A 23,349-nucleotide genomic window follows, 5' to 3' on the forward strand; every position below is an offset into this window, starting at 1 on the left:
GATAATCAGTCTGTCCGCGTGCGCTTGACCGGCTGCACCAGCTTCGCCGGCCGGCGGGCCTCTGCCGCTTCGAACAAGGAAAACGTCTGGTTCACATAGTTCACCGCACCGCTGATCAGGTCCATGTAGTCGGTCAGCTCTTCAGTCACTTCAACCTCTGACACCACGACAGACCGATCTGCCGGCGCAACTTCGAAGGTGCAATAAAACAACGGATCGCCGCGGTTTATCTTCAATGGCTTGTCCGTATCCGCCCACTCAAACGCCCACATCAGCGGGCGCGGCCACACGTTGATCGGGAACCGCCCGCCAAAGATCGTACCCGGCAGCGGCACCTTGGCATAGTGCAAGAATGGCGCGACCTGGCTCATGTAAACCGGTTCGTCCGCAATAAAGACGTATGGCAATTCCAGCTGGATCGTCGGCACGCCGGGATAACGCCACTCATGCTCTGCCGTGATATGAAGCTTTTCGCGCAGCTTATTGGCGCGAATACCTGACATATCGCCGTTCAAATTGCGCAGCGCCGGTTTGCCGTCCTTGTCGCGCACAAACGCAAGGTTCAGATCGAACGGGCAGCGCACCATGAAATAGCGGCTTTCCATGTTGATCACCGCAGGGCACCGGCTCGCGCTTTTGGCGTGTGTCTTGTTCATGTCGGCAGAACGTACACGCTCTGGCGGAAAATAGATGATGCCCGCCTTGCGCTGGTTCAGAAACCAGCCGACCTGCACTGGGCCTTTGCCCGGATCTGTCCCTTGCGTGTTTTCGAAATTGACCGATAGCCGCATTGATCTGCCCTTCGCCGTCCGGTTGTCATTTATGCCTGCGCACTGTCCGGATTGAACTGTTGGTGGTCAATATGCGGTTAATTACGGCCTTATTTTGACTCAGGCCGCGTTATACTCAGGTAATCATACTTTGCTAAATACAAAGCAGCGCCAATCGCAAGGTCTAGCCGCATCTTTGCGCCGTTTGCGGCCTGTGCAATCGTGATTGACCTGTTTTCGGCCACAACCTGCAATAACGCCGCCATCCGCGCAGGGGGCATCAATGTGCGTTTATACAGATCCCGCCCGTTCAGCCTGTCCAATACGGCAAGGGCGTTGGCATCCCCGGACCGCCGCTGCGTCACAACCCAGGTACCATCCGGCTGTTCTGTCGGATAACGCCCATAAAGCGTGAACGGATCGACCTGCAGCGGGTTGATCGCCGGGCGCACGCGCGCGCTCTGGCGCCGCGCCGCCAGTTCCTCGGCCAGCGCCAGATACTGCGGGATCACCGCCGACCAATCCAAGGTTGCGGCCACATGGTCCCGCCCCGCCTGTCCCATCTGCGCCCGCAGCCCTGCGTCGCCCAGCGCCACCAAGGCGGCAACATAGGCCGGGATATCAATCTGCGTTTGCTGCTGCATCAGGGACAAATACTGCAAATACCCGTCGGTGCCATCTGCAAACCGCTGCGCCAGATCCGCGCCAATCGGGTGCCCGCCGCCCGTCATGCGCGTCGGGATTAGGAAACCCGTCTTGCCATGCACGACCGTATCCCGAAACCCATCCCAATCCGGCATCACCACCGGCAGGCCAGCAGCCATCGCTTCCACCGGGACAAGGCCAAACGTCTCTTGGATATTATCCACCGGCAGGGTGAAGACATCGGCCCCTGCCCAGATATTGCGCCGCACATCCGCGCTGCGCCCGTCGATGATCTGCATCTTGACCGAAGGTGCCAAGGCGGCCGCGCCATCGCGGTGCAGCGCCTCTTCGTCATCGCGGTTCGCCCAACCGACCATCCACAAATGCACAGGGCGCTGCAGCGCCTGCGCGACCTGTTCCAGCGCGATGAACAGCGGCGCGGGGTTCGCCTTTTCCACGCTTGTCAGCCGCCCCATGGTCATCACGACCAGCCCATCATCCGGCGCACCGAACTGCGCCCGCATCCGCGCGCGGGCACCGTCCACTGGCGCAAAATCCTCGACATGAATCCCCAGCGGGATAACCGGCAGTTGCGGCAGCGGCACGCGGGTCGCACCAAAGCGGTCTTGGATATACGCGGCCTCTTCCTCCAGCTGCCGGGCCACAACACTGTGCACGGCATGGGAAGTGCAGATGATCGCATCCCAGTCCTCGACCGGGTCCAGCATCAGGTGATGCAGCCCCTCGATCACGCGGCGGGTGGACACGGTATGCGTGATGCCGACCAGACTGCATTTGTCCGCGCCGAACCGTTGCCGCCGCCAAGGGGCAGACAGATACCCCGGCCCCGGGAAAAACACGGTCCCAGCCTGCGTGAAATCGCTGTCCCCGCGCAAATTGTGCAGGCTCAGGGCGCGCTCTTCGCCCAGATCACGCGCGACCGTTTCAAACGCTTTTGCCGCCTGCGCGTCCTGCGTCAGCGCGTGGACCCGGTCCCCCGGCACATGCTGCAGAAATCCGCGCAAGAAAGACTGCCCCGCAGACCGGCGACCTACCAGTTCCTTGCCTTCGCCCTCGACCGCGTCCGCATGGAAAAAGATCGCCGGCCCGTCCATCAGATCGCCAGATCCCGGCAACCATCCGCATCCGATGCGACCGCCGCATCCAGCGCCTGCTGCAAGATCGCACCGCGATCAAAGTCAGGCAAAACCGCCTCTCCTGCACGGATCGCGTCGATAAACCGGACATAGTTCGTCTTGACCGCTGGCAGCGGCATGTCCTGCCAGGTCGCCTCTATCAGATCGCCTTCAAGGCAGGCGCGCAGAATGCTCTGGTCATTCTCCCACCGCACATCAAGGCCGCCTTTGGTGCCGAAGATCCGCAACCGCAAATCGTTCAAATGCCCGCTAGCCATACGGCTAGCATGCACCACGCCCACCGCACCGTTGTGCAACTGCACCTGCATCGTGGCGCTGTCATTGGCGTCCAGCGTATACTCACCGATCTGCCCGCCCGGCGCCTTGTCAAAGGTCCGCAGCCGGCACGACATCCGCTCTGTATTCGACCCGGCGACAAAGGTCGCAAAGTCCAGAATATGAACGCCGACATCACCCAACACGCCAAGGCTGCCGTGCTTCGAACTCAGCCGCCACAGCCACTGCGCCTCTTCGTTCCACTTGCCCCAAGCTGGTTGGGTCAGCCAGCTTTGCAGATAGGACGCCTCAAAATGGCGCACCTCTCCGATGGTGCCTTCGCTGACCAGACGCGCGGCCTCCATGACGGCGGGCACATTGCGATAGGTCAGATTGACCATATTCACCACACCTGCATGAAAGGCAGCCTCGGCCATCTGCGCAGCTTCGCTGTGGTTCACCGCAAGCGGCTTTTCACACAGGACATGCTTGCCCGCCGCCAGCAACGGCATCGTGGTGGGAAAGTGAACTGCATCCGGTGTGACGTTGGACACCGCATCAAATTCACCCCATTCCAGCGCATCGACGACGGAATCGAACGCGTGGGTAATCCCGTGCTTGGCGTTAAAGGCGTGCAGGTTGTCCGGGTTGCGGTCCACACCGCCCACCAGCTCCACACCCTCCATGGCGGCATAGGCCTCGGCATGGGCATTCGCCATGCCGCCGGTGCCAACGATCAGAACACGAACCGGCTTCACCGAAAGCCCTCTTCGCCGTCCGCATGCAATTTCAGGCCGCGCTGTTCGATCTTTTCCAGCGCCTCCTCGATCGGCACGTTTGGCGCGTCGTTAACCGCCGTGATACGCGCTGCCGGGTTATGTGCCCAGTTCACCGCATTGCGCAGCACTGTCTGCACATTGGCGTCGAAATATGTCGGATAGGTTTCGTGCCCCGGACGGAAATAGAACACATTCCCCGCCCCGCGCTTGTACGTCAGGCCAGATCGGAACACCTCGCCACCGGCAAACCAGCTGACGAATACCGTCTCCAGCGGCTCGGGCACACCGAAAGGCTCACCATACATCTCTTCGTTTTCCAGCTCGAAATAGTCGCCAATACCCGCTGCAATCGGATGACTGCGGGACGTGACCCAAAGCCGTTCACGCTCGCCTGCCTCGCGCCATGTCAGGTTACAAGGCGTGCCCATCAGCCGCTTGAAGATCTTTGAAAAATGCGCCGAGTGAAGCAGGATCAGCCCCATGCCGCCCCAAACCGCCTCTGCCACGCGTTCGACAACCGAGTCATCGACATCGCCATGCGCCGCATGGCCCCACCACAGCAGCACATCGGTCTCCGCCAGCCGCGCGGCGGTCAGACCATGTTCTGGCTCTTGCAGCGTGGCGGTGGTGGCGCTGATGCCTGCATCTGTATTCAACGCAGCTGCAATCGCCCCGTGAATACCATCAGGGTATAGATCCCCGACTACCTTGTTGTGCGTCTCGTGAACATTTTCGTTCCAGACAACTGCGCGTATAACCATGGCTTCCGCCTTTCCAAATCGTTTCGGGTGCACATTGCGTCGCTTTTTTTACGCTGGCAATCCCGTTTGAACAGCTTGCCGACACATCCCCGTCATCGGAATTTTGCACGCCGATCTAATCCTTCAAACCCCGACCGACTTCGCTTATATCGACGGCGCACCATCGAAAGAAACCATGTCCACATTGATCCCCGCCTGGGTTGACGGCACCCTTCAGCCGGTCGACAAACTTGACGCCCATCTGCGCGGGCTGCGCCACAAGGCGATCAGCGTCTTTGTGCTGCGGGGCGATGACATCCTGATCCAGCGGCGGGCATTGGGGAAATACCACACGCCGGGTCTGTGGGCGAACACCTGCTGCACCCACCCGCACTGGGGCGAAGATTCTGCCACCTGCGCCAACCGTCGCCTGCAAGAGGAACTTGGCATCACCGGCCTGACCCTGCACCACAAGGGCCAGATCGAATACCGCGCCGACGTCGGCGGCGGCTTGATCGAACATGAACTGGTCGAAGTCTACCTTGCGCGCGCGCCGCAGGACCTGCACCTTGCCCCCGCCCCGTCAGAGGTGATGGATACCCGCTGGATCACCCTGCCAAACCTGACCGAACAGATCGCCGCCACGCCGGACTCTTTTACGCCCTGGCTGCGAATCTATCTGGCCGATTATGCCGCAACAATATTCGGAACCGGTTTTCCAGCCTGACCTGCCCAAACAAAAGCCGCGCTGCAGATGATCCTGCAACGCGGCCCTTATTTTTACGTCATCGCTGTTTTCAGTTCAGCGCCTGATCCGTGATCACATGGGTCCAGGCCCCTTCGGGCGCGGCTGAAATCACCGGATCCGACCCGCCAGCAAGCAGCGTATCGACGGTGCGCTGATAATCGGCTTCGTCCAGCGTACCGTTCGATCCGGCTGTCAGCTTGGCAACCTCTTCCATCATGCGCTCTTGTGCCTCAATCGTCTGGGCACCTGTTTCATCGTTATCCAGCACGATCTGCGCCGCTTCCGCCGCATTCTCTTCGGCGTATTTCCAGCCCTTCATGGACGCGCGGACAAACTTGACCATCTTTTCAACAAAGGCCGGATCATTCAGGCTTTCTTCCAGCACATACATGCCGTCTTCCAGCGTCGCGACGCCCTGATCCTCGTATTTGAAGGTCACCAGCTCGTCCGGATTGACGCCCGCATCCAGCACCTGACCATATTCGTTGTAGGTCATGGTCGAAATACAATCCGCCTGACGCTGCAACAGCGGATCGACGTTAAAGCCCTGCTTCAGCACCGTCACACCGTCTTCACCGCCATCGGTCGAAATGCCGGCCTGGCTCATCCACGACAGGAACGGATATTCGTTACCAAAGAACCAGACCCCGATCGTCTTGCCTTTGAAATCCTCTACGCTGGTGATGCCGGTATCTTTCCAGCAGGTCAGCATCAGGCCGGACGTTTTGAAAGGCTGCGCGATGTTCACCACCGGCAAACCCTTTTCGCGGGCCGCCAGCGCCGACGGCATCCAGTTCAGCATCACATCTGCACCGCCGCCCGCCAGCACCTGCGGCGGCGCGATATCAGGCCCGCCCGGCAGGATCGTGACGTTCAGTCCCTCTTCTTCGTAAAAACCCTTGTCCTGCGCGACATAATAGCCGGCGAACTGGCTCTGCGTGACCCATTGCAGCTGCAAGGTCACATCGCTGTCCTGCGCCTGCGCGCCAGTGGCGGCAAAAGCCAGGGTCGCGGCGGTCATCAAATGCTTCATGTCTCTCTCCTTGTTGATAAAAATACGCCGGGTTTTCCCGGTCTGTTATTTACGTTGCGACGGGTGCCAAAAGGTCAGCCGCTTTTCGATCATCGCCATCGCCCCGTAAAAGGCGCTTCCGGCCAGGGCTGCGACAACAATCTCGGCCCAGACCAGATCAAGCGCAAGCTGCCCGACAGAGGTCGATATCCGAAACCCCATCCCCACGGTCGGGGAGCCGAAAAATTCAGCAACAATCGCCCCGATCAGCGCCAGCGTCGTGGCGATTTTCAGTCCGTTGAATACAAACGGCATCGCCGCCGGCACCCGCAGTTTTAAAAGGCTCGGCCAATAACCCGCCCCATAGGTCCGCATCAGATCACGCTGCATCGCACTTGTATCGCGCAAACCTGCGACCGTGTTCACAAGAATCGGGAAAAACACCATTACGCCGACCACAGCCGCCTTGGACGGCCAGTCGCTGCCCAGCCATTTCACAAATATCGGCGCAGTGCCCACGATGGGTAAGGCCGCCATAAAGGCCCCGACAGGCAACACGCCCCGCGTCAGGAAATCCGACCGGTCCACCATCACCGCCACGGCAAACGCCGCCAGTGCGCCCAGTACATACCCCGTCAGCGCACCTTTCAAGATTGTCTGCGCAAAGTCTGCCCACAGGATCGGCAGACTCGCCATAAAGGTCACCGCAATGGCTGACGGCGGCGGCAGAATGATCGGGCTTACCTCGCCCAGCCGCACGCCGACCTCCCAGATCAGCAGCAGCGTCAGACCAAAAATCAGCGGCGCGGCCCAACCGGCACTGCGATGTCCGCCGCGCGACAAAGCCAGATTCATGGTCCAGCCAATGCCCCAGATCACGATGATCGCAACCGCAGCCATCATCGCACCATCCCCATCCGCTTCAGCGACGCCCGCTCTGCCAGACTAAACAATCCGACCAAAGCCGCCGCCGTAATCGCGGCCGCAAACAGCGCAGCCCAAGTGACCAGCGGCTGGCCATATTGATCGCCAACCAGCATCCGCGCCCCAAATCCGGCCCGCGCCCCTGTCGGCAATTCACCAACAATTGCGCCGACCAGCGCGGCGGAAATCCCGATTTTGAGCGAGGCAAACAGGTAAGGCATCGACGCCGGAAGCCGCAGCTTCCAGAACCCTTGCGCGGCGTTCGCATTATAGGTGCGCAGCAGATCCAGCTGCATCCCATCCGGGCTCCGCAGTCCCTTTACCATGCCAACGACGACGGGAAAGAACGACAGATAGGCGCTGATAATCGCCTTGGGCAGCAGGCCTTGAATCCCCAGCGACCCCAGCATCACGATGATCATCGGTGCCAGTGCCAAAATCGGGATGGTCTGACTTGCAATCGCCCAGGGCATCACGCTTAAATCCATCGTACGCGAAAACACGATGCCCACGGCCAGTGCGATCCCCAGCGTCGTGCCAATCACAAATCCCAGCAAAGTCGCCGACAACGTCACCCAGCCATGATAGACCAGCGACTTTTTGGATGTCACCTTTACGCCAAAGGTTGTGTCCCACAGCTCTGCCACGACCTGCTGCGGCCCCGGCAACCGCGGCCGGTCCAACCCATAGGTCATCGGCACAACCGCCGGATTGCGCAGCGCCAGTGCCACAGCGCCGACGTCCTGCCGCGCGACAGGCGTATCAGGCACCACAGCAATCCCGTCGCGCTGCGCCTGATCTGCCGCCAGATGGATATTCATTGGCACCACCGACAGCATCCAGACCCCCAGCAATACGGCGACAACCGTCAGGATCGGCAGGACACCACGCATCACAGTACCGGTCCCCGCTTTGTCCAGAACAAGCCCCCGCAGCGCGTCCAGCGACGCCCCCAAGTATCGCCCTCAATCATTCGCATGCCCTGCCCGCAATCCATCCCGCACCCGGTGCGCGATCGCGATAAATTCTGGCGTATCCCGAATATCCAGCGGGCGTTCGCGCGGCAGCGTGCTCTCGATCACATCCGCGATCCGTCCCGGCCGCGGTGACATAACCACGATCTTGGTCGACAAATACACTGCCTCGGGGATGGAGTGTGTGACGAAGCCGATTGTCTTTTCGGTCCGCGCCCACAACTGCAACAACTGCTCGTTCAGATGATCGCGCACGATCTCGTCCAGCGCGCCAAAGGGTTCGTCCATCAGCAGGATATCAGCATCAAATGCCAGCGCGCGCGCAATGCTGGCCCGCTGCTGCATGCCGCCTGACAACTGCCATGGAAATTTGTTTTCGAACCCCGCCAGATCGACCAGTTCCAACACGCGCGCCACACGTTCCGACTGCTCTGCCTTGGAAAACCCCATGATCTCTAGCGGCAGCTTCACATTTCCGCCGATTGTGCGCCAAGGGTATAGCCCGGCGGCCTGAAACACATAGCCATAAGCCCGCGCGCGGCGCGCTTCATCCGGTGACATGCCATTTACCGTCAGATCGCCCCCGGTCGGCGCCTCCAACCCGGCGATACAGCGCAAAAATGTCGTTTTTCCGCAGCCCGAAGGCCCGATAAAACTGACAAAATCGCCCTTACTGATATCAAGGCTGACATCTTTCAGCGCGTGGACGGGGCCATCATTGGTTTGAAAGGTCAGATCGACGGACCTGGCCGCTATGACAGCAGGGGGCGCTGCCCCCGGTGCCGCAAGCGGCCCCTCCCCCGGAGTATTTTCAGCCAGATGAATGGAAGCGTTCAAGGATCAAACCCCCGTTGCCGGGATACCCGACCGCTCGACCGGGCGAGGTGCCGTCAGTTCTTTCCAAGTTGAAAGTGCCGCATTGACCGCGCCCTTGGGCGCGCGCGGGACGAACTGACCATGTCCCGGCTCTGGGATGATGGCACCATCGGCAAAGGCAAGTCGCCCCCGCGTCAGAGTATACCGCGGCAGGCCTTTGACTTTCTGGCCCTCGAAGACATTGTAATCAATGGCGGATTGTTGACTACTGGTGCTGATCGTCTTTGACTTGTCCGGATCCCAGACCACCAAATCAGCATCTGCCCCGACCAACACGGCACCTTTGCGAGGATAGCAGTTCAGGATTTTTGCGATGTTGGTGGATGTCACGGCCACAAACTCGTTTGGTGTCAGCCGCCCGGTATTCACGCCGTGCGTCCACAGCATCGGCAGGCGATCCTCCAGCCCGCCGGTCCCGTTCGGGATCTTGGTGAAATCGTCTACGCCGTTACGCTTTTGCTCTGTGGTGAAAGCGCAGTGATCCGTCGCAACGCAGGACAATGATCCCGACTGCAAACCAGCCCACAGACTGTCCTGATGCTGCTTGTTGCGGAACGGCGGCGACATCACGCGCCGGGCCGCGTGGTCCCAGTCAGCGTTGGCATATTCGCTATCGTCAAGCGTCAGATGCTGTATCAGCGGCTCACCCCAAACGCGTTTACCCGCCATCCGCGCACGGCGGATCGCCTCGTGCGACTCTTCGCACGATGTATGCACCACATACAGCGGCACCCCCGCCATATCGGCAATCATGATTGCGCGGTTCGTCGCCTCGCCCTCGACCTGCGGAGGGCGGGAATAGGCATGCGCTTCTGGCCCGGTGTTGCCAGCGGCCAACAGCTTGGCCGACAGCTCTGCCACGACGTCGCCATTTTCGGCATGGACCATCGCGATCCCGCCCAGCTCTGATAGACGCGAAAAAGAGGCATAAAGCTCGTCGTCGTTCACCATCAGCGCACCTTTATACGCCATAAAATGCTTGAACGTCGTGATCCCCCGCTCGATGACGGCAGGCATTTCGTCGAAAACCTGCTTGTCCCACCAGGTCACCGCCATATGAAAGGAATAATCGCAATGCGCCCGCGTAGATTTGTTGTCCCACATCTGCAGAGCGTCCAGCATCCCCTGCCCGGGGCTGGGCAGCGCGAAATCAACAACCATCGTCGTCCCCCCCGCAAGCGCTGCGCGGGTACCGGATTCGAAGTCATCAGCCGAATAGGTGCCCATGAATGGCATTTCCAGATGCGTATGCGGATCGATGCCGCCGGGCATGATGTAGCAGCCGGTCGCGTCCAGCACCTCATCCCCTTGCAGTTCCGGCCCGATCGCCGCGATCACATCCCCCTCGATCAACACATCCGCCTTATAGGTTAGATCGGCGGTCACCACCGTCCCGTTCTTGATCACCTTGCTCATATCACATCTCCTCGTCCGGCCTTCATCTGGCCCAAAATACTCCGGGGGAGGCCCCTTGGGGCCGGGGGCAGCGCCCCTATTCCGCCACGCCCGCTGTCTCTACCACCGCATGCAACAGCACGTCGGCACCGGCAGCCGCCCACTCTTTGGAAATGTCTTCCGCCTCGTTATGGCTCAACCCGTCCACGCAGGGGCACATCACCATTGCCGTGGGATACAGCCGGTTGATCCAGCAGGCGTCATGCCCGGCACCGGACACGATATCCATATGACTATAACCCAGCCGCTCTACGGCATCGCGAACGGCGGTAACGCAGCCTTCGTCAAAGGTTACCGGATCGAAATGCCCCACGGGTTCGATTACGATTCCCAGCCCCAAATCAGCTGCAATCTGGGCTGCCTCGGCCTCCAGCTTTTCGCGCATGGACGTTAGCTTCGCCAAATCAGGCGAACGGAAATCAATGGTAAACACCGCCTTGCCCGGGATCACGTTCCGAGAGTTCGGGTACACATTCGCCTGCCCGACAGCGCCGACTGCCGCCGGCTGGTGATCCATCGCGATCCGGTGCACCGCTTCGGTGATCCGCGCCATGCCCAGACCTGCGTTTACCCGCATATTCATCGGGGTAGAGCCTGTATGCGCGTCTTTGCCGGTCAGCGTCACCTCTAGCCACCACAGGCCCTGCCCATGGGTGACAACACCGATCTGCTTGTTTTCAGCCTCCAGAATCGGTCCCTGTTCGATGTGCAGCTCGAAAAAAGCATGCATCTTGCGGTCGCCGACTTTTTCGTCACCCTCCCAGCCGATCCGGCGCAACTCGTCGCCAAAGCGTTTGCCGTCAGCGTCCACCCGGTCCTTGGCCCAGTCTTCCGTATGCATCCCCGCAAAAACTCCCGAGGCAAGCATAGCGGGGGCAAAGCGCGCGCCTTCTTCGTTGGTCCAGTTCGTCACCACGATCGGGTGTTTTGTCTTGATTCCCAGATCGTTCAGCGACCGGATCACCTCTAGCCCGCCCAGCACGCCCAGAATGCCGTCATACTTGCCGCCCGTCGGCTGCGTATCCAGATGCGAGCCGACATAGACGGGCAGCGCATCCGGGTCCGTACCTTCACGCTGAGCAAACATGTTGCCCATGCTGTCGACGCCCATCTTGCACCCGGCCTTGGCGCACCAGCCGGCGAACAGATGCCGTCCTTCGCTATCCTCGTCCGTCAGTGTCTGACGATTGTTACCACCGGCTACACCCGGCCCCACCTTGGCCATATCCATCAAGGTGTCCCACAAACGATCCGGGTTAATCCTCAGGTTTTCTCCGGGGGCTGCCATGGTATTCTCCTGCGTGTTGCCGATTTGACCGGACGGTCAAACAAACGCTAACAGAGGTCCAATGTCAGTCAAGCTTCACGGCCAAAACCGCAGCAAATGCTGAAAAATTGGGCGCTGGTATACAAGATGTCTAGACCATGCCGCGTTTTTTAGCGCATGGTAAAAAAATGGATGACCAGCCGCCCTTGACCCGCATTCAGGCCCGCAACCGCTCTGCTATCATGTCGGGCGGACTTGATGCGTTTTCGACTGCCGGTTTCAAGGGCGCGACCCTAGATCAGATCGCTGATGCAGCCGGACTTTCGAAACCCAACCTGCTTTATTACTTCCCGTCAAAAGAGGCGATTTATACTGCCCTGCTGGAAGAGTTGCTGAAAACCTGGCTCGACCCGCTTGTATCCCTTGATCCGAACGGCAACCCGATCGAAGAAATACTGGCCTACGCTCATCGCAAGCTGGCAATGAGCCGTGATTTCCCCCGCGAAAGCCGTCTTTTCGCGAACGAAATCCTTGCCGGTGCGCCCCAGATCCACAATGTCCTTGCCGGGCCGCTGCGCACCCTTGTAGATGAAAAAGCGCAGGTATTGCGCGGCTGGATGGACGCCGGATTGATCCGGCGGTCCGATCCGCATCACCTGATCTTTTCGATCTGGGCGCTGACCCAACACTACGCCGATTTCGATGTGCAGGTGCGCGCCGTTCTGGGGGATGTCGATCCATTTACCGGGGCCGACAGCTTTGTCGATCACCTTTATCGCACCCTTCTTCAGCCGCCCGATCACGACCACTTGTAAAGGATACCGCGCAGGATTAATTGCGCGCTTGCTGTCCTCATATGGGTCACTGCCATGCCCCCCGTTACTACTGGTCACGCCGCGCGCCCTGCCTCAACCGTCGCCCTTGCGCTTGGGTCAGTCGGGGTCGTTTACGGCGATATCGGCACGAGCCCGCTTTATGCCCTGCGTGAAGGCCTTGCTGCTGCCACCCGCGGCAGCCCGGCGCAATCCGGCGATGTTCTTGGCATCGTGTCGCTGCTGCTTTGGCTGCTGATCCTGATCGCAACCTTCAAATATGTCGTTCTGATCTTGCGCGCCGACAACCGGGGCGAAGGCGGCACGCTGTCGCTGCTTGCCCTTTGCCAACGCGCCCTAGGCAAACGCCGCGGCCTGCTTTTGCTGGGCATCATCGGCACATCGCTGTTCTTTGGCGACGCGATTATCACGCCGGCGATATCCGTGCTGTCCGCGGTCGAAGGTGTCACGCTGATCGTACCTGCATTCGAACCCTATGTGATTCCCGCGACCATTGGCATCATCATCGCCCTGTTTGCCGCCCAGCGCCGCGGCACCGAAGGCATCAGCCGCCTGTTCGGCCCGATCATGCTGGCGTGGTTTGCCATGCTCGCGATCATGGGCTCGCTGCACATCGCCGACGACCCGCGTATCCTGCGTGCCTTCAGCCCAGTCCCCGGCCTTCAGTTCCTATTTACCCACGGGGCCTCTGCCCTGCCGGTCCTTGGATCTGTCTTTCTGGCCATTACAGGGGCAGAGGCGCTTTACGCCGATATGGGCCACTTCGGCCGCCGCCCGATCCGCCTTGCATGGATTTTCGTCGTCTTCCCCTCGCTCGCCCTGTCCTATCTGGGTCAAGGCGCGATGGTGCTTGCCGACCCGTCAGCCGCCCGCGATCCGTTCTTTCTGCTTGCACCGACATGGGCGCTGCCGGCGCTGGTTGCCTTCGCAACTGTCGCGACCGTCATCGCATCGCAGGCCGTCATCACCGGTGCCTTTTCCGTTGCCCATCAAGCCGTGCAAATGGGCCTGCTGCCACGGATGGAGGTGCACCACACTTCTGAAACGCAACACGGCCAGATTTACATCCCCCGTATGAACGCGATTCTGTTGCTCAGCGTCGTCGTGCTGGTCCTTGCCTTCGGCTCTTCGGCCAGCCTTGCAACCGCCTATGGCATCGCGGTGACGGGTGAAATGCTTGTCACAACCATCCTGGCCTTTGCGGTCTATCGCTACCTGTGGAAATGGTCCGTCCCGCTGGCCCTTGCAATGCTGGCACCGCTTGCCGTGATCGAAATCGGCCTCTTGGCCGCCAACCTGACAAAGTTTCTTGAGGGCGGCTACATGCCGGTGGCCGTTGCCGCCCTGCTGGTCATCGTGATGATCACATGGGTGCGCGGCAGCCGGATCATGCAGGAAAAGTCCCGCGGCGATTCCGTGCCTCTTTCGTCGCTGATCACTTCGCTGCAGGATTCAACGCATGTGTCCCACGTCAGCGGCACCGCCATGTTTCTTACGGCGGAATCCGTGGTCGCCCCGCCTGCGTTGCTGCATAACCTGAAACACAACCAAGTCCTGCATGACCGCAACTACATCGTCACTGTATCCACATCCAACGCGCCCCATGTGCCGCCAAACGAACAGGTCGTGACAGAAGTGCTGACTGACGGCTTCACGCGGGTCTTCATCACCTTCGGCTACATGGACGACCCCAACGTGCCCCGCGCCTTGATGATGGCCCGCAAACTGGGCATCAAGTTCGAGATCATGGCCACCTCATTCTTTATCAATCGCCGCAGCTACAAGCTGTCGGACAAAAGCGCGATGCCCGGCTGGCAACAGCGGCTTTATGTTGCCATGACCAAAACCGCGACGAACGCGCCGGCCTATTACCACCTGCCCCCCAACCGCGTGATCGAGCTGGGACAGCAGATCGTCATCTGACCCGGAACCCGGACCGCAAGGTTCGGGTTTACCCTGCAACCCCGCAGGAGATTCCAAGATGACCCACACCCTGACCCTGACCGCCATGACCCCCGTCACCCATGACACATGGCACCTCACCTTCGATCACCCGGCAGATTTCAAATTCCGCCCCGGGCAGGCGACCCACTGGGCCCTAGACAAGGACGGATGGCGCGACAAGGATCGCGCCTTTACCATGACATCGAAACCGGATGCTGACGTTGTAGAGTTCGTCATCAAATCATATCCGGACCACGACGGCGTCACCGAACAGATCCCCCACATGACCCCCGGCGATAAAATCATCGCCCAAGACCCAGCCGGCGCGATTACCGACCACGGCCCCGGCGTCTTTCTTGCCGCAGGCGCAGGCATCACACCCTTTATCGCGATCCTCGACAAACACGACCGCGAAGGCGTCACCGGCGACCGCCTTATCTTTGCCAACAAAGCGGACCGTGACATCATCCTAAAGGACAAGTGGGACACGATGAACGGCGTGTCACCGACCTACGTTATCAGCGATCAGGCCGACACCGACCACGTGCATGGCAAGATTGACAGGGCGATGCTGCAGGACCTTTTGAACGACCTGAACCAGACCTTCTATATCTGCGGCCCCGGCGGTTTTGTTGATGCCGTGCGGGACGCATTGACAGAATTAAGCGTTCCGAAATCCCAGATGGTGATCGAAGACGGCTGGTAACCCTAGGCGAACCCAAACCGGACCAGCAGCGCCCCGCATTGCGCCTTATGCAAAACGCAAAAACGGCCGCGACACGATTGTCGCGGCCGTTTTATAGCAGGCTGACGATGTGTCAGGTTGCGCCGGTCAGCGCATCATTCGGCCGCTACCGCGCCCGGATTGTTCGGGTGGGTCGTCCAGTTGGCATAGTCCGCCTGAACCACCTTACCGGTCCGCGGGTCAACCGTACCCGGTGCCATCGCTTCCATCGTAATGCAGTTTTCGACGGGACAAACATCGACGCACAGGTTGCAGGCGACACATTCCTCGTCAATCACACTAAAGGTGCGATCCGCGCTCATGGCGATGGCCTGATGCGAAGTATCCTCGCAGGCGGCATAGCAGCGACCGCAGGAAATACAGGCATCCTGATCGATCTTGGCCTTGGCCACATAGTTCAGGTTCAAATGCTGCCAGTCGGTGACATTGGGCACAGCCTTACCGACGAAATCCGCGGTCGAGGTGTAGCCCTTCTCGTCCATCCACTGCGACAGGCCTGACTTCATCTCGGATACGATCCGGAAGCCATAGGTCATCACGGCCGTGCAAACCTGCACGTTGCCGCAACCCAGCGCCATGAACTCTGCCGCATCGCGCCATGTCGTCACGCCGCCGATACCGGAAATCGGCAAACCGCGCGTCGCCGGATCGCGGGCAATTTCGGCCACCATGTTCATCGCAATCGGCTTGACCGCAGGCCCGCAATAGCCGCCATGCGTGCCCTTGCCATCGATCATCGGCTCTGGCGCCATGGCATCCAGATTAACAGATGTGATCGAATTGATCGTGTTGATCAGACTGACCGCATCCGCGCCGCCATTCTTGGCCGCCTGCGCGGGCTTGCGCACATCGGTAATGTTCGGCGTCAGCTTCACGATGACCGGGCGGTCATAGTATTTCTTGCACCAGCGCACGACCATTTCGATATATTCGGGCACCTGCCCTACGGCGCTGCCCATGCCGCGCTCTGCCATCCCGTGCGGGCAGCCAAAGTTCAGCTCGATCCCGTCGGCATTCGTCTCTTCGACGCGGGGCAGGATGTCTTTCCAGGCCTGCTCTTCACAAGGCACCATGATCGACGCGATCAACGCGCGGTCAGGATAGTCGGCCTTGACGCGGGCCATTTCCTCCAGGTTCACTTCCAGCGGGCGGTCCGTGATCAACTCGATGTTGTTCAGCCCCAACAGCCGCCGGTCAGCGCCATAAATCGCGCCATAGCGCGGGCCGTTCACGTTGACGACGGGCGGCCCTTCGGCACCCAGCGTTTTCCAAACTACACCGCCCCAGCCTGCCTCAAAGGCGCGGCGGACGTTGTATTCCTTGTCCGTCGGCGGCGCAGAGGCAAGCCAGAACGGGTTAGGGCTTTTGATGCCCAGAAAGTCTGTCGTCAGGTCGGCCATCAGTTGCGCTCCATCAATGTTGCATGGATATCCATCGCCGCATCGCGGCCTTCGGCCACGGCGGTCACAGTCAAATCGTCACCGCCCAGCGCACAGTCGCCGCCAGCCCAGACGCCGTCCCGTGTGGTGCGACCCGCACCGCTGACCTTGATCTTGCGACCTTCAACGGTCAATCCGCCATCCGTTGTCAGGGTCTGGCCAATCGCACGGAACACCTGATCGGCAGGCAGGGACACGACCTCGCCTGTGCCGCGCAGGCCGGTGCCATCGTCAGACGTATATTCCAGATCAATCGCCCCCTCGCGCACGGCATGAGGTTGCACGTGAAACATAAGTTTCACGCCATGGCTTGCCGCCAGATCCTGTTCATACCGGCTGGCACCCATGGCCTCCCGGCCACGGCGGTAGGCAATCGTTACATTCTCTGCGCCCAGCAGCTTTGACTGCACCGCCGCATCAACAGCCGTCATGCCGCCGCCAATCACCACGACATTGCGACCCACAGGCACCGTTGTCAGATCGGTGCTTTGACGCAGATCAGCGATAAAGCTGACGGCGTCCGCAACGCCTGACAAATCATCGCCGGGGATCCCCAGCGCATTCACACCGCCAAGGCCGGTGCCCAGAAACACCGCATCGAATTCCTCTGCCAGCGCATCAAGGCTCAGATCCGCGCCCAGCGCCTTGCCGGTTTGCAAATCAATCCCGCCGATGCCCAGCAGCCAGTCGACCTCGCGCTGCGCGAACCCGTTCGTCGATTTATACGCGGCGATGCCGTATTCATTCAGGCCCCCCGGTTTGATCCGCGCATCATACATCACGACGTCATGCCCCAGCATCGCAAGGCGGTGCGCACAAGACAGGCCCGCAGGCCCGGCCCCGACCACTGCCACCCGCTTGCCCGTCAGGGCCGCCCGCACAAAGGGATGCTCTTGCCGCGCCATGACCGTATCAGTTGCGTGCCGCTGCAAACGGCCGATCTCTACGGGCTTGCCCTCGGCGGCTTCACGCACACAGGCCCCTTCGCACAGGTCTTCGGTTGGGCAAACGCGGGCACACATACCGCCCAGGATGTTCGCATCAAAGATCGTCTGACCCGCCGCCGCCGATGTCCCCGTCGCGATCTGGCGAATGAACAACGGAATATCGATGCTGGTTGGACAAGCCGTGACACAGGGCGCGTCATAACAGAAATAGCAGCGATCCGCGGCGACAAGCACCTCGTGCGGATCAAGCGGGGCGTGCAGATCGGCAAAGCCGGCGGCGATACTCTCGGCGTCAAGCCGGCCAGCGGCAAGTCCGGGGGCGGTGGGTGATGTCATGGTCTACCTCAGGGACTGTGTTACCGACATAGCCTTGCACAGGTTCATTTTTTATCAAACGGTAAATTTTAGGCGAAATGCGAACGCCTTTTTTATATGGAAAATCCGGCACATCCGTCCTGTCTGACCCTTTCCCGAGGCCCGAAAACGCGTTAGCACAGCCGCAACATCACCGCGCTTTGCGCCCGCAAAAGGTCCGCCACCATGTTCACCGCCACCCTGATTGCAAAGCCCGGCAGCCTTGATGCCACGCTCGTGGAAAACCTGCGCAATGCATGGGGCGGCGGGGATGCGGTCTGGCTTTCCGTTGGTGAAGCGGCCGAATTTGCCCTGCCCGCCAAGCCGGAAAACCAGTGGACCGTCTGGGACGACTGTCAGGCTCTTGGCGTTGATTTGGTCATCCAGCCGACCGAAGGCCGCGTCAAAAAAATGCTGCTCGCCGATATGGACAGCACCATGATTCGCCAGGAATGCATTGACGAGCTGGCGGCAGAGGCAGGCGTCGGCGAACGCGTTGCCGCCATCACGGCCAAAGCCATGAACGGGGAACTCGACTTCGAAGGCGCGCTGATCGAACGCGTCGGCCTGCTGAAAGGCTTGCCCGAATCCATCATCGCCCATGTCCTTGACACACGGATCACCCTGATGCCTGGCGGCTATGAATTGGTGCAAACGATGAAATCGCATGGCGGTCACGCCGCACTCGTGTCTGGTGGCTTCACCGCATTCACCGCTCGCATTGCCGCAGCCCTTGGCTTTGACGAAAACCGCGCGAACACGCTTTTGGTGGATGCGGGCAAGCTGACAGGCGACGTCGCCCGCCCGATCCTGGGCCGTCAGGCCAAGGTTGACGCGTTACAAGACATCACCGCTCGCATCGGCATCGCGGAATCGGACGTGCTTGCCGTGGGCGACGGGGCGAACGATCTGGGTATGCTGGGCCGCGCAGGTACCGGGGTCGCCCTGCACGCCAAGCCATCAGTGCAAAAGGAATGCAATGTGCGCATCAATCACGGCGATCTGACCGCGCTGCTGTTCCTTCAGGGCTACGCCCGCACCGATTTCGCATCCTAAGATGTTCGAGGTCACAGGCGACATTGTCGCACTTCTCATGCTTGCCGCCTTTGTCGCGGGCGTTGTCGATTCTATCGCCGGCGGCGGCGGGCTGATCACACTGCCCGTGCTGGTGCTGGCCGGCGCGCCCCCAGTCACGGCCATTGCCACGAACAAGGTGCAGGGCGTCTTTGGCGCAGGCATGGCCGCGATCGCCTATGCGCGCGGCGGTCACGTCGACCTGCGCAAACAGATCAAGCCTGCCCTGATCGCCTTCGTCGCCGCCATCGCAGGCGCATTGCTGACGTCGCATCTGCCGACGGATGTCATCCGCCTTGGCCTGCCCGTCCTGCTGATCGGCATCGCGCTGTTCTTTGCCCTGAAACCGGGCCTGAACGACGTCGACCGCGCCCAGCGCCTTGCGCCGGGGGTCTTTGCCCTGACCATCGTTCCGCTGGTAGCCTTCTATGACGGGCTGATCGGGCCAGGTGCCGGGGCGTTTTATATGTTGGGGTTTGTCGCGCTGGCTGGCTACGGCGTCTTGCGCGCCACGGCCCATACCAAGCTGCTGAACTTCGCGTCCAACCTTGGCGGCATCGCCACCTATGCGCTTGTCGCGCAGCCCTGGTGGGCCGTGGGTCTGGCGATGGGGGCCGCGCAGGTCGCAGGCGCTTGGGTCGGATCAAAGCTGGCGATGCGGGTCGGTTCGCGCCTGATCAAACCGGTGCTGGTGACAGCCGCGACCGCGCTTGCGGTGCGGCTGCTGTGGCAAATCTGGACTTAATCTTCGACAGGGCCACCAGCGTTTTTCCAATCCGGCACACCGCCGACATTGGTGACATCGGTATAACCCATATCTTTCAGTGTCTTACCTGCTAGGGCCGCCTGACCGCCCGCACCGCAAACCAGATAATACTTGTTGCCGGGCTGCATGAAATCCTTGTGGTATTGCGACGCCGGATCGGCGGCAAATTCCAGAAAGCCGCGCGGCAACCGCTGTGCGCCTTTGATCGTGCCGGTTTTGGCAATATCGCTGCTGTCGCGCACATCAATCCAGATGCCGTCGTCGGTGCCGTGCAGCTTGATCGCATCTTCGGTCGGGATGCGGGTCACGACAGCGTTCGCAGCATCCAGATAATCTTTGGCCGTTTTCATGGCGGGGTCCTTTCGAGTGACGTTCCACGCTTAACCTAGTGCGCCCCGCGCAGAGGTTAAGCGCCGCAAAGAAATATTAAACCGCCTTCAGATACGCCTTTGACACATAGCCGGACACGCCGCCCGGCCCGCCCAGCGTGACCTTGCACCAACTGGTGTTGCCTGACGGCTGACAGCTATCAACCCAGACAGAGGTGCCATTCGGTAGCCCAAGCACGATGATATACCCCGTCCCCGGACCTGCCCGCATTTTCAGCATGTCGTCGTCGTCTTCAACCCCTGTGACCTGATACCGCCCCAGCCCGCCCAGTGGTGCATCCACTGCACTGCTGCTACACGCCGCCAGACTGACCGCCATAAGAAAAGAAAATGTTAAGCCGCGCATCGCGTGATCCTGTTTTTATTCGCCTCGGCACCACCCTAGCAAACCTGCCCCCTTGGCGAAACCGGGCGCCGGATCACGGGCGGCCGGGTGCCTCTGCGATGATATCAAGGTCCGCAGAATACTCTGTAAAGCCAGCCGTTCCTTCGACCCCGCGTGATGCGACCCCTTCGCCGCTGCCGGACAGGCCGCGAATTGGAAACACACCCTCTGCTGTCCGGGTGCCAAGGAATTGGCCATCCAACGTGCCATCGACCGCATAGGTGCCATCAGGCAGGGTGATATCGCCTTGATAGTCCACATAGAAATCATTGGGCCGGTTCGTGCGGTTGTCATCCACATCATTGCCGATAACTGACTCGCGCCCGCCGATCTGCAACACGCCGTCAACGGGGATTTCGCGATAGCCGCTTGCCGTAAATCCCGTGGCACCGTTCAGATTGTCGATGCGGCCGCGCATGACGCCGGTGTCGAAATTCGCCGTCGTCGTCAGATCACCAAGCACGACAATATCATCCGCATCCGTCGCAATCACCGGATCAATGAACAGATTCGCCACCCCCGTAAAGGTCGCCTGGCCTGTCGTCGGCATAGCCGTAAACTGCGTCGCCGCGACCCCGTCTAGCCGGTTAACCAACCGTTCCCCCGCCGCGATCTGCGCATCCAGCCCGGTCGGTGCCTGCGTCACAGGTGTCCCCGCGCCGCCGCAGGCAGAAAGCAACGCTAAAACAGGCAAAGTCATGGTTCGCAACATCAATGCAATTCCTATGTTAAATTGCCCGAACGATAGACGGCCCAGGGCCCGCGACATAGTAAATTTTATTCCACAATGCGTTTCCGCACCGCGGCCTATGCAGGTCAAAAAAAAGCCCGGACACAAGGTCCGGGCTAGTCCAACAGGGAGGGTGCCACATTACCCGGTGGCGCGGGATTTCAGTGCTACAACACCATTAAACAGGTTTGGTTCCCGGCAATCTATGCGACTAACCGGTAACCTCCCTGTTCCGTGACCAGCAACCGTGCATTGGACGGATCAGGCTCTATCTTTTGGCGCAGACGGTAAATATGCGTTTCCAGCGTGTGCGTTGTGACGCCCGCGTTGTAGCCCCAAACCTCGTGCAGCAGCACATCGCGGGCGACAACGCCATCTGCTGCGCGGTACAGAAACTTAAGGATATTGGTTTCCTTTTCCGTCAGGCGGACCTTCTTTTCGTCCTCGGTCACCAACATCTTTTGCGCCGGGCGGAACGTATACGGCCCCAGCTGGAATACCGCATCCTCTGACTGTTCGTGAGTGCGCAGCTGGCTGCGGATCCGTGCCAGCAGCACAGGAAACTTGAACGGTTTGGATACATAGTCGTTGGCACCGGCATCCAGACCGTAAATCGTATCTGCATCGCTATCCTGCGCCGTCAGCATCAGGATCGGACATTTCACGCCCTGCTTGCGCATCAGGCGGCACAGCTCGCGCCCGTCTGTATCGGGCAAACCCACATCAAGGATGATCAGGTCGTAAAGCTGTTCCTTGACCTTTGTCATGGCCGAGGCACCGTCATCGGCTTCGAACACATCAAAATCTTCGGTCAACAACAGCTGCTCGCCCAGCGCTTCGCGCAGATCGTCGTCGTCATCTACCAGCAGGATTTTTTTCAACTGGGCCATAGTACCCTCCAATTTCATTCACAACACATGTGATGGACACACGAATTCAACAAGCTGTGCTGCAAAAGGTTCACACGGACGTGTGATTACATTTACAATTATTACATTAAACGCCCGGATGCGCTAACTCCGTCGGACAAATCGCAAAGGTTTTTACGAATGGGCTTCGCACCTGACGACACCGAACGACTGGCCCGCGCCCGCGCCGACCTGCGCATGGGGGTGCCTGTCGTCGTGGCAGACATGGGCGTCATGCTTGCCGCTGAAACATTGCAACCCGCGCGTTTGTCCCTGCTTCACAGCATGGGGGCCGCCGTCGCTATTACCGACTGGCGCGCGCAGACGTTAAAGGTTGCGGCCTATGACGGCGACGTCGCCCGCATCGCTTTGCCAGCGGATGCCGACGCCCGCTGGGTGACAGCGCTTGCCAATCCCGCCGACGATCTGCGCAGCCCGATGAAAGGCCCCCTGCGCGCCCTGCGCACCGGCGGTGCTGACCTTGCCCGCGCGGCAGTGATCCTGTGCAAATCCGCCCGCCTGCTGCCCGCAGCCGTTATCGTGCCATTGGAGGATACCGCAGGTTTCGCAACCGAACACGGCCTGACCATGGTCGACGCTGCCGCCATACGCAAAACCGAAATGTCGCCCCTGCACGGGATCGTCAGCGCTCGCCTGCCCATCTCTGTGTCCGAGGCGGGGCGCCTGCACGTCTTTCGCCCGGACGATGGCGGCGAGGAACATTACGCGGTCGAAATCGGCCAGCCTGACCGTAGCAAACCCGTGCTCGCGCGGCTGCATTCCGCCTGTTTTACCGGCGATCTGCTGGGGTCACTGAAATGCGACTGCGGTCCGCAACTGCGCGGTGCGCTGGCACAAATGGGAGCAGAGGGCCACGGAGTGCTGCTTTATCTGAACCAAGAGGGGCGCGGTATCGGACTTGCCAACAAGATGCGAGCCTATGCCCTGCAGGATCAGGGCTTTGACACGGTAGAGGCAAACCACCGCCTTGGATTTCACGACGACGAACGCGATTTCCGTATCGGTGCCGCGATCCTGAAACAGATGGGCTTTAACGCCGTGCGCCTGCTGACAAACAATCCGGCAAAGATTGCCCGCATGGAAGCCTCTGGCGTGTCGGTCGTTGAACGCGTCCCGCTGAAGGTCGGGGAAAATGCGCATAACCATGCCTATCTGGCGACAAAGGCCGCGAAGTCCGGGCATTTGCTATGACCTTGGGACGCTCCGCGGGGA

The 23,349-nt window shown here is 60.3% G+C and carries 23 protein-coding genes; 7 read left to right on the forward strand and 16 right to left on the reverse strand.

Annotated elements, in window-relative coordinates:
* Positions 1-5: 5 nt before the first annotated feature.
* From SJY10_RS01485 to SJY10_RS01500, 4 genes are all read right to left on the reverse strand, one after another.
* Entirely contained in the window at positions 6-791 is a 786-nt protein-coding gene (locus tag SJY10_RS01485; protein ID WP_386679245.1) for a hypothetical protein, read from the reverse strand.
* A gap of 89 nt (positions 792-880) precedes the next feature.
* Entirely contained in the window at positions 881-2,551 is a 1,671-nt protein-coding gene (locus tag SJY10_RS01490; RefSeq protein WP_386679246.1) for a glycosyltransferase family 4 protein, read from the reverse strand.
* Positions 2,530-3,585: a Gfo/Idh/MocA family protein gene (locus SJY10_RS01495; protein WP_386679247.1), complete on the reverse strand. Its 1,056-nt coding sequence runs from the start codon at positions 3,583-3,585 to the stop codon at positions 2,530-2,532. Before SJY10_RS01495 ends, SJY10_RS01490 begins: the two co-directional genes overlap by 22 nt.
* A complete protein-coding gene (locus tag SJY10_RS01500) occupies positions 3,582-4,367 on the reverse strand; it encodes a ThuA domain-containing protein (protein WP_386679248.1) in 786 nt (261 codons plus the stop codon). Before SJY10_RS01500 ends, SJY10_RS01495 begins: the two co-directional genes overlap by 4 nt.
* A gap of 175 nt (positions 4,368-4,542) precedes the next feature.
* Here SJY10_RS01500 and idi point away from each other — a divergent pair, with 175 nt between their 5' ends.
* Positions 4,543-5,073, forward strand: a complete 531-nt coding sequence (gene idi, locus SJY10_RS01505; protein ID WP_386679249.1) for an isopentenyl-diphosphate Delta-isomerase — start codon at positions 4,543-4,545, stop codon at positions 5,071-5,073.
* Positions 5,074-5,143: 70 nt separating this feature from the next.
* Here idi and SJY10_RS01510 read toward each other — a convergent pair whose 3' ends face one another.
* From SJY10_RS01510 to SJY10_RS01535, 6 genes are all read right to left on the reverse strand, one after another.
* Positions 5,144-6,127 (reverse strand): ABC transporter substrate-binding protein, encoded by a 984-nt coding sequence (locus SJY10_RS01510; protein WP_386679250.1) that lies wholly within the window; start codon positions 6,125-6,127, stop codon positions 5,144-5,146.
* A 45-nt stretch (positions 6,128-6,172) separates the two neighbouring features.
* Positions 6,173-7,009 (reverse strand): ABC transporter permease, encoded by an 837-nt coding sequence (locus tag SJY10_RS01515; RefSeq protein ID WP_386679251.1) that lies wholly within the window; start codon positions 7,007-7,009, stop codon positions 6,173-6,175.
* Positions 7,006-7,923: an ABC transporter permease gene (locus SJY10_RS01520; RefSeq protein ID WP_386684444.1), complete on the reverse strand. Its 918-nt coding sequence runs from the start codon at positions 7,921-7,923 to the stop codon at positions 7,006-7,008. Before SJY10_RS01520 ends, SJY10_RS01515 begins: the two co-directional genes overlap by 4 nt.
* A 72-nt stretch (positions 7,924-7,995) precedes the next feature.
* Entirely contained in the window at positions 7,996-8,760 is a 765-nt protein-coding gene (locus SJY10_RS01525; protein ID WP_386684446.1) for an ABC transporter ATP-binding protein, read from the reverse strand.
* Positions 8,761-8,844: 84 nt separating this feature from the next.
* Positions 8,845-10,296 (reverse strand): dihydropyrimidinase, encoded by a 1,452-nt coding sequence (hydA, locus tag SJY10_RS01530; RefSeq protein WP_386679252.1) that lies wholly within the window; start codon positions 10,294-10,296, stop codon positions 8,845-8,847.
* Between the two features lie 76 nt (positions 10,297-10,372).
* Positions 10,373-11,623 (reverse strand): Zn-dependent hydrolase, encoded by a 1,251-nt coding sequence (locus SJY10_RS01535; protein WP_386679253.1) that lies wholly within the window; start codon positions 11,621-11,623, stop codon positions 10,373-10,375.
* 137 nt (positions 11,624-11,760) lie between these two features.
* On the opposite strand from SJY10_RS01535, the gene SJY10_RS01540 reads away from it, so the two are divergent.
* Genes SJY10_RS01540 through SJY10_RS01550 form a run of 3 tightly spaced genes read left to right on the forward strand, consistent with a single transcriptional unit; the run spans position 11,761 to position 15,085 of the window.
* Positions 11,761-12,417, forward strand: coding sequence for a TetR family transcriptional regulator C-terminal domain-containing protein (locus SJY10_RS01540; RefSeq protein WP_386679254.1), 657 nt, complete (start codon positions 11,761-11,763; stop codon positions 12,415-12,417).
* Between the two features lie 54 nt (positions 12,418-12,471).
* Complete coding sequence (locus tag SJY10_RS01545; protein WP_386679255.1) at positions 12,472-14,358, forward strand: potassium transporter Kup; 1,887 nt, start codon at positions 12,472-12,474, stop codon at positions 14,356-14,358.
* Between the two features lie 58 nt (positions 14,359-14,416).
* Entirely contained in the window at positions 14,417-15,085 is a 669-nt protein-coding gene (locus SJY10_RS01550) for an FAD-binding oxidoreductase (RefSeq protein WP_386679256.1), read from the forward strand.
* Between the two features lie 134 nt (positions 15,086-15,219).
* Here SJY10_RS01550 and preA read toward each other — a convergent pair whose 3' ends face one another.
* Positions 15,220-16,524, reverse strand: coding sequence for an NAD-dependent dihydropyrimidine dehydrogenase subunit PreA (preA, locus tag SJY10_RS01555; RefSeq protein ID WP_386679257.1), 1,305 nt, complete (start codon positions 16,522-16,524; stop codon positions 15,220-15,222).
* Positions 16,524-17,846 (reverse strand): NAD(P)-dependent oxidoreductase, encoded by a 1,323-nt coding sequence (locus tag SJY10_RS01560; RefSeq protein WP_386679258.1) that lies wholly within the window; start codon positions 17,844-17,846, stop codon positions 16,524-16,526. The genes preA and SJY10_RS01560 overlap by 1 nt, the downstream gene beginning before the upstream one ends.
* 204 nt (positions 17,847-18,050) lie before the next feature.
* On the opposite strand from SJY10_RS01560, the gene serB reads away from it, so the two are divergent.
* Positions 18,051-18,920 (forward strand): phosphoserine phosphatase SerB, encoded by an 870-nt coding sequence (gene serB / locus SJY10_RS01565; RefSeq protein WP_386679259.1) that lies wholly within the window; start codon positions 18,051-18,053, stop codon positions 18,918-18,920.
* A gap of 1 nt (position 18,921) precedes the next feature.
* Positions 18,922-19,683 carry a TSUP family transporter gene (locus tag SJY10_RS01570; protein ID WP_386679260.1) on the forward strand — a complete coding sequence of 254 codons (762 nt, stop codon included), beginning with the start codon at positions 18,922-18,924 and terminating at the stop codon, positions 19,681-19,683.
* On the opposite strand, the gene SJY10_RS01575 is transcribed toward SJY10_RS01570, so the two are convergent.
* From SJY10_RS01575 to SJY10_RS01590, 4 genes are all read right to left on the reverse strand, one after another.
* A complete protein-coding gene (locus tag SJY10_RS01575; protein WP_386679261.1) occupies positions 19,680-20,054 on the reverse strand; it encodes a rhodanese-like domain-containing protein in 375 nt (124 codons plus the stop codon). The genes SJY10_RS01570 and SJY10_RS01575 overlap by 4 nt on opposite strands.
* Before the next feature lie 76 nt (positions 20,055-20,130).
* Positions 20,131-20,439 (reverse strand): SH3 domain-containing protein, encoded by a 309-nt coding sequence (locus SJY10_RS01580; RefSeq protein ID WP_386679262.1) that lies wholly within the window; start codon positions 20,437-20,439, stop codon positions 20,131-20,133.
* A 73-nt stretch (positions 20,440-20,512) separates the two neighbouring features.
* A complete protein-coding gene (locus SJY10_RS01585; protein ID WP_386679263.1) occupies positions 20,513-21,190 on the reverse strand; it encodes a hypothetical protein in 678 nt (225 codons plus the stop codon).
* A gap of 221 nt (positions 21,191-21,411) precedes the next feature.
* Positions 21,412-22,098, reverse strand: a complete 687-nt coding sequence (locus SJY10_RS01590; protein WP_386679264.1) for a response regulator transcription factor — start codon at positions 22,096-22,098, stop codon at positions 21,412-21,414.
* 159 nt (positions 22,099-22,257) lie between these two features.
* Between SJY10_RS01590 and ribA the strand changes: the two genes are divergently transcribed.
* Positions 22,258-23,328, forward strand: coding sequence for a GTP cyclohydrolase II (ribA, locus tag SJY10_RS01595; RefSeq protein ID WP_386679265.1), 1,071 nt, complete (start codon positions 22,258-22,260; stop codon positions 23,326-23,328).
* The last annotated feature ends 21 nt before the right edge of the window (positions 23,329-23,349 follow it).

Source organism: Loktanella sp. R86503 (genome assembly GCF_042466455.1).
Taxonomy (GTDB): Bacteria; Pseudomonadota; Alphaproteobacteria; order Rhodobacterales; family Rhodobacteraceae; genus Loktanella.